Source organism: Microbacterium sp. AC215 (assembly GCF_979258645.1).
Genome location: NZ_OZ409869.1, coordinates 2,947,819 through 2,961,347 on the forward strand (window position 1 = coordinate 2,947,819; position 13,529 = coordinate 2,961,347).

General features: G+C 63.9%; 12 protein-coding genes and 2 pseudogenes. 9 read left to right on the plus strand and 5 right to left on the minus strand.

Translation table 11 applies throughout. From position 1 onward, the window contains the following. Nucleotide 1: 1 nt before the first annotated feature. Both ACZZZF_RS14285 and ACZZZF_RS14290 read left to right on the plus strand, forming a co-directional pair. A complete protein-coding gene (locus ACZZZF_RS14285; RefSeq protein ID WP_463499043.1) occupies nucleotides 2-736 on the plus strand; it encodes a type 1 glutamine amidotransferase in 735 nt (244 codons plus the stop codon). Nucleotides 737-983: 247 nt separating this feature from the next. Next, the gene (locus ACZZZF_RS14290; protein WP_463499947.1) at nucleotides 984-2,447 is read left to right on the plus strand and encodes an APC family permease; all 1,464 of its coding nucleotides are present in this window, start codon (nucleotides 984-986) and stop codon (nucleotides 2,445-2,447) included. A gap of 70 nt (nucleotides 2,448-2,517) precedes the next feature. Here ACZZZF_RS14290 and ACZZZF_RS14295 read toward each other — a convergent pair whose 3' ends face one another. Further along, nucleotides 2,518-4,296 carry a helix-turn-helix domain-containing protein gene (locus ACZZZF_RS14295; RefSeq protein WP_463499044.1) on the minus strand — a complete coding sequence of 593 codons (1,779 nt, stop codon included), beginning with the start codon at nucleotides 4,294-4,296 and terminating at the stop codon, nucleotides 2,518-2,520. Nucleotides 4,297-4,462: 166 nt separating this feature from the next. On the opposite strand from ACZZZF_RS14295, the pseudogene ACZZZF_RS14300 reads away from it, so the two are divergent. Together ACZZZF_RS14300 and ACZZZF_RS14305 are read left to right on the plus strand one after the other, a co-directional pair. Then, nucleotides 4,463-4,807, plus strand: a pseudogene (locus tag ACZZZF_RS14300) (winged helix-turn-helix transcriptional regulator); the annotation flags it as partial. Nucleotides 4,808-4,858: 51 nt separating this feature from the next. After that, nucleotides 4,859-5,179 carry a hypothetical protein gene (locus ACZZZF_RS14305; RefSeq protein WP_463499968.1) on the plus strand — a complete coding sequence of 107 codons (321 nt, stop codon included), beginning with the start codon at nucleotides 4,859-4,861 and terminating at the stop codon, nucleotides 5,177-5,179. Nucleotides 5,180-5,207: 28 nt separating this feature from the next. Here the strand turns inward: ACZZZF_RS14305 and ACZZZF_RS14310 are convergent, their stop codons facing one another. After that, entirely contained in the window at nucleotides 5,208-6,011 is an 804-nt protein-coding gene (locus ACZZZF_RS14310) for an MBL fold metallo-hydrolase (protein WP_311258481.1), read from the minus strand. A gap of 221 nt (nucleotides 6,012-6,232) precedes the next feature. Between ACZZZF_RS14310 and ACZZZF_RS14315 the strand changes: the two genes are divergently transcribed. Beyond that, nucleotides 6,233-6,658, plus strand: coding sequence for a PAS domain-containing protein (locus ACZZZF_RS14315; RefSeq protein ID WP_311258482.1), 426 nt, complete (start codon nucleotides 6,233-6,235; stop codon nucleotides 6,656-6,658). A 225-nt stretch (nucleotides 6,659-6,883) separates the two neighbouring features. Here ACZZZF_RS14315 and ACZZZF_RS14320 read toward each other — a convergent pair whose 3' ends face one another. Both ACZZZF_RS14320 and ACZZZF_RS14325 read right to left on the minus strand, forming a co-directional pair. Beyond that, nucleotides 6,884-7,501, minus strand: a complete 618-nt coding sequence (locus ACZZZF_RS14320; protein WP_463499949.1) for a substrate-binding domain-containing protein — start codon at nucleotides 7,499-7,501, stop codon at nucleotides 6,884-6,886. Nucleotides 7,502-7,798: 297 nt separating this feature from the next. Continuing rightward, nucleotides 7,799-7,963 (minus strand): annotated as a pseudogene (locus ACZZZF_RS14325) (LacI family DNA-binding transcriptional regulator); the annotation flags it as partial. A gap of 130 nt (nucleotides 7,964-8,093) precedes the next feature. Here ACZZZF_RS14325 and ACZZZF_RS14330 point away from each other — a divergent pair. After that, complete coding sequence (locus ACZZZF_RS14330; protein WP_463499047.1) at nucleotides 8,094-8,957, plus strand: nitrilase-related carbon-nitrogen hydrolase; 864 nt, start codon at nucleotides 8,094-8,096, stop codon at nucleotides 8,955-8,957. Between the two features lie 39 nt (nucleotides 8,958-8,996). Then, the gene (locus tag ACZZZF_RS14335; protein ID WP_463499049.1) at nucleotides 8,997-10,310 is read left to right on the plus strand and encodes an MFS transporter; all 1,314 of its coding nucleotides are present in this window, start codon (nucleotides 8,997-8,999) and stop codon (nucleotides 10,308-10,310) included. A 116-nt stretch (nucleotides 10,311-10,426) separates the two neighbouring features. Here ACZZZF_RS14335 and ACZZZF_RS14340 read toward each other — a convergent pair whose 3' ends face one another. Continuing rightward, the gene (locus ACZZZF_RS14340) at nucleotides 10,427-11,374 is read right to left on the minus strand and encodes a GlxA family transcriptional regulator (protein ID WP_463499052.1); all 948 of its coding nucleotides are present in this window, start codon (nucleotides 11,372-11,374) and stop codon (nucleotides 10,427-10,429) included. Nucleotides 11,375-11,458: 84 nt separating this feature from the next. Here ACZZZF_RS14340 and trxA point away from each other — a divergent pair, with 84 nt between their 5' ends. Both trxA and ACZZZF_RS14350 read left to right on the plus strand, forming a co-directional pair. After that, the gene (gene trxA, locus ACZZZF_RS14345; protein ID WP_463499056.1) at nucleotides 11,459-11,830 is read left to right on the plus strand and encodes a thioredoxin; all 372 of its coding nucleotides are present in this window, start codon (nucleotides 11,459-11,461) and stop codon (nucleotides 11,828-11,830) included. Continuing rightward, the gene (locus tag ACZZZF_RS14350) at nucleotides 11,827-13,518 is read left to right on the plus strand and encodes an FAD-dependent oxidoreductase (RefSeq protein ID WP_463499059.1); all 1,692 of its coding nucleotides are present in this window, start codon (nucleotides 11,827-11,829) and stop codon (nucleotides 13,516-13,518) included. Before trxA ends, ACZZZF_RS14350 begins: the two co-directional genes overlap by 4 nt. Nucleotides 13,519-13,529 lie beyond the last annotated feature (11 nt).

The following is a 13,529-nucleotide window of genomic DNA, read 5'->3' on the forward strand; positions in this document are numbered from 1 at the left end:
CATGGGTGATGATCAGCCGATCCGGATTACCGTGATCCAACCCGATGTGAAGGGGGACATCGATCGGATGGGGCGGTGGCTCAGCGACGAAGGCATCATTCTTCGCATCGTGCGGCCATTCGACGGCGACCTTGTCCCCCGCTCGGTCGAGGGCGACGGGCTGATCGTTCTGGGTGGGGCTATGGGAGCGCGCGACGAAGGTGAGTTCCCGTACCTTGCAGACATCAAGTCGCTGCTGCGCACTTCAGTCTCCGCACAGATCCCCGTGCTGGGTGTCTGCCTAGGCGCACAGATGCTCGCAGACGCGCTCGGGGGCGAGGTGGCGGTCGGTGCCCGCGGACTCGAAAGCGGGGTCGTGAAAGTCTCCATGCTCGAAGCATCCGCAAACGATCCGCTGATGCAGGATATGCCGGCTGAATTCCACATGCCGGCTCTACATTTCGACGCGGTTACTCGGCTACCCGAGGGGGCAGTTCTCCTCGGCACCGGGGACCGGTACCCGAACCAGGTCTTTCGCGTCGGCTCCGCATGGGGCGTGCAGTTTCACGCAGAGATATCTCCGGAGCGCTTCCTTGAGTGGCGCGATGAGGTGCCGGAGGCGATGCTGTCGCTGATCGATGAGCAGGCCCACGAGTTCACGGAGGCAGACGAGACGATCAGTGCCGACGCCAAGAATCTCGCGCAGCGGTTCGTGAGCGTGGTACGTGACCGTGTCGCATCCGCGAAGGCACGCTGAACGAGGGATGCCGCCCCAAAGTATGCGATATGCACACTTTGGGGCGCGATGATGGTCACCGATCACATCGGTGACCTCAGGGAAGGTCGCTACGTTGCCTCCAATCCCGAGAACGAGTTGAGCTCCTGGGGCCCGATCCCCACTCATCAGCGGGGCTGACCGCACATCAGGCTTTACGCACTGAGAGGTAACCCGAATGTCCACACACGCCACGAAGCGGAGTTCCGCCGAGTCGTCGACCGACCTCATGAAAGGGTCGATTCGATTCCTGACTATCGTGCTCATGGTTACGGCGGCGGCAGCGCCGCTGGTCGTCGTCTCCACCTACATTCCGATCTCGTATGCCTACGGGTCGGGATTCGCAACAGCGCTTACGTACGTCGCCGCGACGTTGATCCTCCTCGTGTTCTCCGTCGGCTTCGCTCAGATGGCCAAGCGGATCACGGCCGCCGGAGCGTTCTATAACTTCACCACGCAGGGCCTGGGTAAGCCCCTCGGTCTGGGCGCCGGCTGGACGGTGATGGCCGCGTACAGCATGATCGTGCCGGCGATCAGCGGAGGCTTCGGCTACTTCACTGCCCTGACGATGAAGACCTACCTCGGTTGGGACGTGCCCTGGTGGATCTGCAGCATCCTCGGCATCGGGCTGATGTGGCTCATCTCGTACTTCAAGGTGACCGTGGCAGGCCGCGTTCTCGGAATCGCGCTCTCGTTGGAGATCTTCGTGATCTTCATCCTGGCCACCTCCATCATCGTTCAAGGCGGTGCCCAGGGGCAGATGCCCGAAGTCTTCGACCCGTCCGGGTTCCTCGTCGCTCCGGCGATCGGCATCGGGTTCTTCTTCGCGTTCTGGTCGTGGATCGGTTTCGAGACGACGGCGATCTACGGCGAGGAGACCACCGATCCGAAGAAGGCGGTCCCTCGTGCGACGTACATCGCGGTGATCACGCTGGGCGTGTTCTACACGTTCGTCGCGTATGCCGGGCTCGTGGGGTTCGGAGATGAGTCGATGAGTCAGGCCGAAAGCCTGCTGGGTGACTACTTCTTCGTTCTGGCTGATGCGTACACCTGGCACCCGATCCGGATCATGCTCGACTTCCTCGTGATCACCAGCTTCTTCGCCTGCGCTTTCGCCTTCCACAACAACGCGTCGAGGTACCTTTTCTCGATGGGTCGTGACGGGATCCTGACCGAACGGCTGGGGCGCACGCACCCACAGCACAAGTCGCCCTACGTCGCCAACGGCGTGCAGGCTGTCGTGGCGATGGTCGTGGTCGCGCTGTTCGCGCTGGTTGGTGCGGACCCGCTTCTGCAACTGGGCACGTGGCTGCCCATCTTCAGCACCGCGGGTGTGGTGTTCGTGCAGTTCCTCGTATCGCTGGCAGTGATCGCCTACTTCAACCGGGTCGGGCGCAGCGGGGCCGGCGATATCTGGAAGACGCTGGTCGCGCCCGTCGTCGGGGCGGTCGCGCAGGCCATCGTGCTGATCCTGCTTGTGACGTACATTCCGTTCCTCGCCGGTGCTGATGAGGTCGTCGTCAACTTGATCCCCGTGTATGTCGCCGCGATCGTTCTCGCAGGGGTCGGATTCGCGCTCTACCTGCGCAAGCGAAGCCCTTCGCGATACGAACGCATCGGTCAGATCTACGACGAGAACGAGATGCCGGACGCGATGGACGTTCCGACTCGCGGTCCAGACGTCGAAGCCTGATCCGCACGCCAGGCGCGTCCCCTGATCTGCCCTTCATTGTGGGTGGAGCAGGGGATGCGCGCTTTTACGGCTAGTGTCGCTGAGCACGCATCGCGTCTACACGATCCGCAGCGACGAGAGTCGCGAGTGAAAGTACCGTCCAGTCGATCGCTGGATCGATGGGTGTCCCGAGAATCTGCTCGATGCGCTGCAAGCGCTGACGTAGCGTATTGCGGTGTATCACCAACTGTGATGCCGTCTCGTTCACGGATCCGCCGCACCCCGCCAGCACAGAAAGAGTGCGAACGAGCTGCGAGCCTTGATCGATGTCGTACCTCGTCAACGGCTCCAGCGTCCTCAGTCTGTCCAGCAGCGAGGGGGCGAGTTTTCCGACGATGCGCGTCAGAGGAAGGGCATCTTTGACCTCCTCGTAGACAGCGAGTGTCACTGCCTCATCGGAGTCGTATGCCTCGGTCCAATCGAGGGCCTCGCGTGCGTGCGTGAGGGATTGACGGATATGACCAGACGAGTGTGCAACGCTGCCTACGCCGATTGAAGCGACGAGACCCGCCTCGGCTGCCACACGGCGTGTCGTCTGAAGGATGCGGGCGGAGAGCTCGGGCGCGATGCGTCCGCCGGGAGCGTCGGCGAGCACCAAACCCCAGGTCGAGTCCAGCAGCACGACCGATCTGCTCCCCGCCGCGACCACGAGTGAATCTTTGAGGGTGCGGCTCGCAGTGCCCCAATCGCCACGCACCGAGTGGACGCGAACCAGAATCGGACAGATCGAGCCCTCGATCCCCAACTCGCCGATGATGCTCCCGGCTTCCACGTCATCCTGGGTGAACCGCAGGCGCGTCGCCAGAGTCGATCCGACCGAGTTGAGGTCGACTGCTTCGAGAAGCACGCTCAGCTGCATCGCGAGGGCGCCGAGCCGGTCGAAGTCGTCTGCGCGGAAGCGAGAAGTCCTGTAAAAGGAGAGGACGCCCCTCGACGCCCCCATCCCGAGTGCGACAGATGCGCGTTCCATGCTGGCGCAATGCTCGTCGATACTCGCCTGCGCAGTGGCGCGCGCATGGGTAGACCACAGGCGATGCGAGCCGTCTTCTGAGCGGAAGGCGAACATGATCGGCGCGGCCCCGCTTTCCCGCCTGCTCATGTACTCGAGCACACATACATCCGCGCTCAGGAGCTCGAGCAGCCGGCCGGCCGCGAACTCCAGGGCAGGGACGAGAGATGTGCGCGAGGCCGTAGGGAAGTCCAGAAGGAAGTGGGAGCTCGCCGACTGCCGGGCGAGGCTCGTCACGGTCTCGGCACGCACCAACCCTGAGGCGAGGAGCCTCCCGACCTCAACGGCAATGGCGAGCTCGTCATCACCGAAGGCATTCTCGTTCCGCGAGTAGAGGGCGAAAACACCGCGGAGCTGACTCTGCTCATCGGCGATCGGCGCAGCGAGGACCGAACTGAACTCCTCTTCGTCGATCCAATCGACACCGACATAACGCGGGTCATCCTCTGGCCGTTCGTTGATGATCACAGACTTCTGTCTCAGGGCAGCCCAACCGGCGATGCCTTCGCCGAGTCGGAGTCGAACCTCGTTGACCCCGATCTGCTGCGGAACCGCCCCTGCGACGCGGAGCACGAGCCGCTCTTGCTCCTCGTCCCAAAGATAGAGGAACACAGCTGCGGTGTCGGTTGCTGCGGCGACCAGGCGAACGGCTTCGTCGGCGAGTTCGGCGGGACTGCGCCCTTGCGTGAGCAACACCACGAGCTGCGAAAGGACGGCGGCTCGGCGCTCGGCGAGGGTTCCGCGTTCTGCTTCGGGCACGGTGTCACCTTCTGATCTAGCGCCTCCGAGGTCGAGGCCCATCGGAGAATCTACGTCGTCGATATGTCTCGGACATGTGCGACTGACACTTGCAACGACTCCAATGTGTGCGCGATGCACATCTTATCCGAGGTCGATCGTGAGATTCTCATAAGATCGCCTCTGGCCCGGATGCGCCGTCGCGGCGATTGCCGAGAGAGGGCTCCTCATGGTCGAGTCGAGTGGTGCGGTTCCGAACTCCGAGGGTGGCCCTGATGGCTGGTTCCCGCCGACTGAGTACTATCCTGTCTCGCTTGGCGCGCGACTCATCGCCGATCGATGGACGGTCCTCATCATCCGGGAGATTCTCGTCGGTGCGACCGGATTCAACGCGATCCATCGAGGACTGCCGGCCCTGTCGCGAACGCTGCTGTCATCGCGGCTCCGATACCTCGAGCGTATCGGGGTGATCTCGCACCTGGGCGCGACATCACCCGGGAGTCGGAGTGAGTACAGGTTGACGCAGTCAGGACTTGCATTGCGTCCGGTCCTGGAGGCTCTGGGTGTATGGGCGCGCGACTGGCACCTCCCTCCGACGTCCGTCGGTGAGGTTAACGTCGCGACGTTGATCTGGCAGATGTACCAGGGCATCGTCCCAGAGGTTCTGCCTCTGAGTGAGCTCACGCTCGCGTTCCGGTTTCCTGACTCGCGACTCTCCAGCGCCTGGATTCATGTGGGCCGGGAGGGCTCGCGGGCGTCTGTCGGAGTGCCGGAGCGGCAGCCCGATCTGACGGTGATCGTCGACGCGGGCGTGCTCAATGAGCTGTGGTGGGGCAAGCGCGCCTGCGCGGACGCGATCGCGCGCGGCGATGTCGGGTTCGAAGGCGCACCTGATCTGGCCGCGTCGTACACCGGCTGGTTCCGCCCCGCAACACTCACGGCCTGACTCACACCCTTTCAGGTTGCGTTCGGAATCAGAGCGTCATGGTCTCGCCGTCGGCGGGGATAAGGACGCGGTGTGCGAGGCCCATTGCTTCGAGGTGGGCGCGAAGCTCAGCGCGGGAGGTCGTCGCGTGGGCGACGGCATCCAGATGGCTCGCGATGATGATCGCACCCGGGGCCGCCTCGCAGACCTTGACGACGTCTTCCGGCGACATGATGATCGAGTCGTCGATGCCCGGGAGCTTCGCGTTGCCGGCATTGACCACGATGATGTCCGGCTTGTACTCGGCGATGTTCGCCTCGACGTATTGGTTCCACGTGGTGTCGCCTGCGATGTACAGGGTCTTCTCGCCGGGGGAGGAGAGGACGACACCCATCACCTCGGCGAGGATCTGGTACGCGGCTTGCACGGCGAAGTCAGAACCATGCTGGCCGGGAACCTTCTTCATCTTCACGCCCTTGAACTCGGGGTTGCCCGTGAGGACCGTGGCATTCTCGAACCTCTTGCCTTCGACGTGCGTGTACCAGACCTCTCCGGTAGCTTCCACGATCATCGCCTGCCCGTCGTGAACTCGATCGCGGTCGGCAGCGTGCTGAGTGAAGATCGGAACCTCGCTCGCGAGATTCTCGATCGCCGTCGGGTCCCAGTGGTCGGGGTGTAGGTGGGTGAGGATGACGGCATCGACGTTGACGATCTCCTCCATCGGGACGACCAACGAGACGGTCGGACCGGGGAACACGGTGGTGGCCTCGACGGACAGCCACGGATCCACGAGGATACGGGCGTCACCGATGTCCAGGACCAGTGTGGCGTTGCGGATCTGGCGGATCTTCATTGCGTACTCCTTCTGCTGTTGCCGTCATGTGCCGCGGCCTTCTATCGGAGCCCGCGGCGATCGGATGTTCAAGGTCATTCCACTCCTCGCTATGCGTTCACGGCAGTGCATGATCTGTACCTCTTCCCGCTGAATCACGCAGTACAGATTCGCGACTGGTTGCGCTGTGACGATCGGGTGGAGTCTGGAAGCACTGCATCCCCATTGAGAAGGAGAAGAACATGGAACCGACCACCGTCGACACCGCCCAGCTCGGGCGCATCTTCAACGCGCTTCCGGAGTCCTACGTCGTGGTTGATCGCGAGGGGGTGATCGTGGCGGCGACCGACTCGTTCTTCGCCGCGACCGGCTCTTCCCGTGAGCGCGCTCTGGGCGTCGACATTCTGCTGGTGTTCCCCGACAACCCCGATGACCCGGACGCGAAGGGGACTGAGGTGCTCCACGGCGCGATCAGCACGGTGATTGAGACAGGGCAGGAGGCCATCGTGCCGCCGGTGCGATATGACATGGAGCAGCCGGACGGTTCCTTCGACATCCGCTACTGGCAGCCGACATTCCTCCCGGTGGTCGCCGCCGACGGGAGTGTGGAGTTCGTCCTGCATGGTGCGAATGACGTGACGGCGCAGATCCTCGCCGATCAGGTGTGAGCTGCGCGCAGTGGTGAAGTGCCGTGGAATCGGGGCCTCACGCCCGCGCGCCGTCACGTGCAGACCAGTGCATGCACGGGAACCATCTCGTACGAGTACTGGCCGGAGCGCCCGGTTCCGGTGACGAACGCAGTCTCTTCTCCCCGCTCATCTGGCGCAAGAGGCTGCGTTCTCACGGTTGCTACGCAACTCGACGCGTTCACGAGTGCGCAGAACCAGCGGCGTCTAGGACGAGGTCGGAGCGCTCATCCCCGGCTTCGTCGCCTGCGACCCTGATTCCGGGGCCTGACCTCTTGTTGATCCACGCCAGCGAACCGCAGGGACGATCTTCCGGCCTTCGTGCGCTGACCCGCTCAACTGTCCGAGGAGGTTTTCGACAGCTCTCTTGCCGGCCTCCGCGGCCTGCACATCCATCGCGGTGATCCCCGGCTGCGCGTGGGCTGCCAGAGGGCTGTCCGTGAAGGCGGCCACCTCGACCTCCTCGGGAACGGCGAAGCCGAGTGAGCGCGAAGCGTCCAACGCGCCGAGAGCGAAGCGGCTCGGCCCGACCAGGATTCGGCGCGCCCCATCGCGGATCAATCCCTCTATCAACTTTCGCGCTCCCTGAACTCCCTCGCCCTCGTACAGGGAGATGACATCGAGCGGGCTGCCCTCTTCGTGGAAAACTTCGATGACGCTCTTCTTGACCTCTTCGTTCCACCGATTCGGTTCCGTGCCGGTGACGAGCGCCGTGTGAGTGCGGGCGCGATGGTCCAGACCGCCCAGAAGCTCCAGCACTCCGTGAGCGTGATCGATCCGCACGTCGAACTGGTCGTCCTGATCGTCGAACCCGTCGATGGTCACGACCGGCTTTCGAGCTCGATGCAACTGAGCGAGGACGGGATCGTCCCGAAAGGGGTGGGCAACGATATAGCCGTCAACCGGTAGGGACAGGTCGCACTCGCTCGCTGTGTTGGGCACGTGGACGAGTCCCCATCCCTGCTCGAGTGATGCGATGGCTGCTGTCCCCATGAGCTCCAGGAACCCCGCAGCGCCTTGGAGCGAGCCTTGCACTGCATCGCGGGGTCGTAACACCAGGCCGATGAGGCGGGTCGAGCCGCGTCGCAGGGCCGTCGCGACGGGGTCTGCCGCGTACCCCAGGGCGTCGATGGCCTCCCTGATTCTCTGAGTCGTGGACTCTGAGATCTTTCGACGCCCTGATAGCGCGTGCGACACGGTGGCCGGTGAGACGCCAGCCAGCGCTGCGACATCTTTGATGGTGACTTGGCGGCCGAGGCGGTCCCGCGCGGGCGATGATCCCGCCATCTCCTGCAACTCCTTCGCTGATCGCTTTAGAGGAGCTCCGAACTTGTGGTGAGCCAAGCGATCGCCATGGCCCGCAGGGGCTTCACGTTTCCATATTGACACGGATGGCCAGTTGATCTAGCTTTCCATCATGGGCCACAACGATTTGACTGGCATGAAGAACAAGATGCCGACCACATCGATCACGGTTGCCGCCGGTCAGTTCACTTCGACGTCCGATGTTGCAGAGAATCTCAGGGCGATCGATCTCCTCGCCATGAGAGCGTCTGCGGAAGGTGCGTCTTTGCTCACATTGCCGGAGTCGTCGATTATCGAGTGGACGTCGGATCCTGCCGAGATTCGACTCGTCGCCGCTCAGCACTCGGAGTCGTTCGTCGATCGGATGCGCTCCATAGCTGTCCGGCACGAGATCCACATCATCTTCGGTACGTACGCGCCGGACGCCGCGCACGAGCGGCCGTACAACCGGTTGCTCGCCGTAACCCCCGACGGTGAGGTGTCGGCGTCATACGACAAGGTTCATCTCTACGATGCGTTCGAGTATCGCGAATCGGAGTACATCTCACCTGGGCCTGTACTGGGGGACTTCTCAGAACTCTCGGTTGTCGAAATCGCCGGCTGGCGCGTAGGTCTGTTGAATTGCTACGACCTCCGCTTTCCTGAGTTGAGCCTCGGGCTCTTCCAGAGAGGAGTCGACGTCATCTCGATGAGCTCCGCGTGGGCCGAGGGGCCGAGTAAGGCGTTCCAACTGCGTACTCTGGCTTCGGCCAGGGCGATCGAAACGACCTCGTACTTCTTGCTGAGCAATCAGGCCGGCGCAGCCTCGACGGGCGAGAGCGCTGTCATCAACCCACATGGCCAGCGCATGGCAGAAGTGCTCACGGACCAGGGGCTCGCCATCGCCACGCTCGATCCAGACGTTCTGCGGCGAGCTCGAATCGCTCAGCCCGTGGAAACGAATCAGCGCTATCGACTGACAGGTCATTCGCGCTGATATCTCCCCCTCGCACAAGTTAGAAGGAGTACTCGGATAATGACGTCCAAGAACATTGATGAGCTGTCGGCATCGAAAACCCCGGATCGAACGCAACTGCGTAGAGTCCTCGCTTCAGCTGCCATTGGGCAGTTCGTCGAATGGTACGACTTCGTCGTCTATGCGTACTCTGCCACGGTCATTGCAACTCTGTTCTTCCCGGCGGAGGACCGTGTGGCTTCCCTGCTGGCGGTGTTCGCGGTGTACGCAGCCGGATTCGTCATGCGTCCCCTGGGCGCGATCATCTTCGGTCATATCGGGGACACCGTCGGGCGGCGCAATGTACTCGCCGCGGTGATTCTGATCATGGGTGGAGCGACGGTCGCAATCGGTCTGCTCCCGACGTACGGCCAGGTCGGAGTCATCGCCACCGTTCTTCTGGTTGTGTGCCGATTGGCGCAGGGTCTCTCCGCAGGGGCGGAGACGACAGGCTCGAACACCTTGGTGGCCGAGCATGCACCTGCTCACCGTCGTGGCTTGGCGGTCGCATTCACTCTGTCGTTTTCGACTGTTCCCGCTGTGTTCGCTTCACTGCTCATCCTCCTTCTTTCGAGCGGGTTGGGGAGTGACGCGTACGGTGAGTGGGGGTGGAGGGTTCCGTTCCTACTGGGTGGCGTCTTCGCTCTCGTCGGGCTCTACATCCGACAGAAGGTCGACGAGTCCCCCGAGTTCCAGGCCACGCGCAGGGGCGAATCTCCGGCGCTGGGCGGCAAACGAAGCTTCCCCCTGTGGACGGCGATCAAAGAATCTCCTCGTGCTGTCTTCTACGCATTCGCGCTGGCATCGCTCTCCAGCCTCGGCTTCTACACCTTGACCGGGTACCTGCCGACGTATCTCAGCGAAACGGTCAACCTCGATCAGGGCGTCTCTCTGGCGTCCAACGCGATCGCCCTGCTCGCAGTCTTCTTCGCGATGCCGCTCACGGGACTGCTGTCCGATCGGATCGGTCGTAAGCCCGTCCTGATCACGGGCGCGGCACTCTCCGCAATCGTCGCTGTCCCGGCCTATCTGCTCGCGAGCAATGGCACAGCTGTCGGGGCCATCTCAGGGCAGCTCCTCCTGGCCCTTGCGATCAGCGTGTTCTTCGGCCCCTTCGGCGTCGCGTTCATCGAGTTGTTCCCTGTGAAGAATCGGCTCAGCGGCGCTGGCATCGGCTACAACGCGGGCTATGTCCTGTTCGGTGGAACCGCTCCGTATGTGAGCACCTGGCTTGTGCAGGCCACCGGCGACCTGCTCGCTCCGGCTTATTACATGCTGGTGGTGGCGGCGCTCGTCGCCGTGGTCACCTTCGCGCTCCCCAAGGCGGTGCGGTAGCGGCAGCAGTGCGGGCGGGCCACCTCTGCTCGGGGGCGGTCGTGCTCGCTCGCGGCGTGCACTCCGGAAGACTCGCTGTGGTCGTCGGGATGATCACTTCCCGACGAAGCTGACGCTCACGCGCGAGCGTCGAACCGCCGCCGATAGCTGGACGGCGTGCTTCCGAAGGCGGACATGAAGTTCTGGCGGAGGGTGATCGGGCTCCCGAACCCGCAGGATGCCGCGATCTGATCGATCGAGAGGCTCGAGGCCTCCAGAAGGTGCCGAGCTTCGTCGAGACGTCGCGATCGCACCCATGCCGCGGGCGTGGAGCCGGTCGATGAGCGGAAGGCACGCACGAACGAGCGACGGCTCACATGCGCGGCGCTGGCGAGAGCCTCGATGGTGAGATCCTCATCGAGATGGGCGAGAGCCCAGGCGGATGCCATCGCGACCGGGTCATCCGCTTCGCGGACGGCCACGGGGTGCTCGATGTACTGGGCTTGTCCACCCTCGCGGTGCGGCGCCACGACCAGGCTGCGCGCGACCCGATTGGCGGCCTCCGCACCGAGCCGCTGACGCACCATGTGAAGGCACGCATCGATGCCCGACGCGGTGCCGGACGAGGTCAGCACATCGCCATGATCGATGTAGAGCACGTCTGTTTCGGTGCTGATCTCGGGGTGCCTTCCGGCGAGGGTGCTCAGAGCGCGCCAGTGCGTGACGGCGCTCCTGTCTCGGAGTAGGCCCACGTCGGCCACGGCGATCGCGCCGAGGCAGAGGCCGGCGACCACGGCGCCACGGGCGTGCGCGTCGACAACTGCTCTGCGCAGGGCCGCACTCGGCACGCGTCCATCGTCGACCCACGACGGGATGACGATGAGATCGGCGTCGGCGACGACCGTCAGGGGCTGAACCCCGCTGATCGAATAGCCTTCGGCCGTACGAATGGTGCCACCGCGCTCGGAGAACAGCACGCACGACCAATCAGCGAGACCCAGTCGGGAGACCTCGTCGAACACCATCTGCGGCACGGAGAGATGGAACATCGTCACGTCCGTGAAGGCATTGATCGCGATTCTCATAGAACTCCTCGTGTGGCCTTTTCTCATCGCACATCGGCCTGCTTGCCGCGGACAGATATACCCCTGGGGGTATAAAGTCTACCCATGGCTACCACTGAGATCACGGCTTCCAACTTCGACCAGACCATGAACGGTGAGGGCATCGTGCTGCTCGACTTCTGGGCGGAGTGGTGCGGCCCGTGTCGGATGTTCGGGCCGGTTTTCGAGGCCGCGTCTGAGAAGTACCCCGACCTCGTCTTCGGCAAGGTCGACACCGAAGCGGAGCAGGCGCTCGCCGCTGGTTTCCAGATCAGATCGATCCCGACGCTGATGGCTTTCCGAGACGGCATCCTGGTCTTCTCGCAGCCCGGTGCGCTGCCGGCAGCGGGTCTGCAGCAAGTCGTCGAAGCAGTCCAGGGTCTCGACATGGATGAGGTGCGTGCGAAGATCGCCGCTCAGGACGCCACGACCTCATGAGGATCGTGATCGTCGGCGGGGTCGCCGGGGGGATGAGCTGCGCATCGCGAGCTCGGCGCCTCGACGAGTCCGCCGAGATCGTGGTGCTCGAACGTGGCGCGCACGTGTCGTTCGCGAACTGCGGGCTTCCCTACTTCGTCGGGGGCGAGATCGAAGAAGAGGGCTCGCTGTTGGTGCAGACGCCCGAGACGCTGCGGGCGTCGTTGAACCTCGACGTCCGCACCGGGCACGATGTGGTCGGTATGGATGCCGACTCGCAGAGCGTCGTCGTTCGCACAGCGGCGGGAGAGGAACGCATCGAGTACGACGCCCTGGTGTTGGCGCCGGGTGCGCGAGCCGTGCGTCCGGACATCTCCGGTCTCGACTCTCCGCGGGTGCGGACATTGCGCAGTGTGGAAGATGCCGCGTATCTGCGCGCGCAGGTCGAGACCGGCGTGACGCGAGCCGTTGTCCTCGGGGCGGGGTTCATCGGCGTCGAAGCGGCAGAGGCCCTGGCGCTGCAAGGCGTGGAGACCACTCTGGTCCAGGTCGCCGACCACGTCCTCTCGCCGGTCGATGCGGAGTTCGGGTGGATGGTCGTCGAAGAGCTGCGCCGACTGGGTGTGGACGTTCGAACGGGGGTCGCTGCCGAGGCGATCGTCGCGGGTCATGATGCTGACGCCATCACTCTGTCGGACGGCACCGAAGTCGTCGCCGATCTCATCGTGCTCTCTGTCGGGGCGCGCCCCGACACCGCGGTCTTCGAGGCGGCCGGGGTCGCTTGCGAGCGCGGGGCGATGATCGTCGACGAGCACGGACGTACCTCGTTGCCGCAGGTGTGGGCTGTGGGAGATGCCGTACTCAGCCAGGATCCTGTGACGGGCATTCGCCGGCCGGTGGCGCTGGCAGGTCCCGCGAACCGAGCCGGACGGCTCGTGGCCGATGCCATCATCCGCCCGGACAAGGCGCGACCGATTCCGCAACCTCTGGGAACGGCGATCGTGCGGGTCGGTCAGTTGACGGTCGCCCTCACCGGCGCGAACCGCGCCATGCTCTCTCGATCGGGAATCGCGTTCCGGACGATCAGCCTGCATCCGAACCAGCACGCGGGGTACTTTCCCGGTGCCGTTCCGGTTCACCTGAACGTTCACTTCCGAGAGGGGGATGGGCTGATCCTGGGCGCGCAGGCATGGGGACGGGAAGGCGTCGACAAGAGAATCGACGTGATCGCGACCGCGCTGCGCGCGGGTATGGCCGTCACCGATCTGATCGATCTGGATCTCGCCTATTCACCCCCGTTCGGTCAGGCCAAGGACCCGGTGAATCTTGCAGGCATGTTGGGTGCCAATGTCCTCGACGGCACGATGCGGCTGTGGGATGCGCGCGACCTCGACCTCGCACGTGAGACCTCGCTCATCTTGGATGTGCGAGGCGATGCCGAAGTCGCGGAGGGAATGATTGCCGATGCGCTTCACATTCCGCACACCCAGCTGCGGGAGCGTCTGGAGGAGGTGCATCTGGCTGCGGCAGGACGGCCGGTGAGGGTGATGTGTGCATCGGGTGTCCGTTCGGCGATCGCGCATCGGATCCTCGATCAGTCGGGGTTCGACTCCGCCTCGCTCTCCGGCGGGATGACGACGCTGCGCGCGGTGCTCGCAGACCGTGTGGATCAAGTGCTCGCCGTGCCGGCCTTCGCGCTCCATGTCTGATCGCCCCGCGC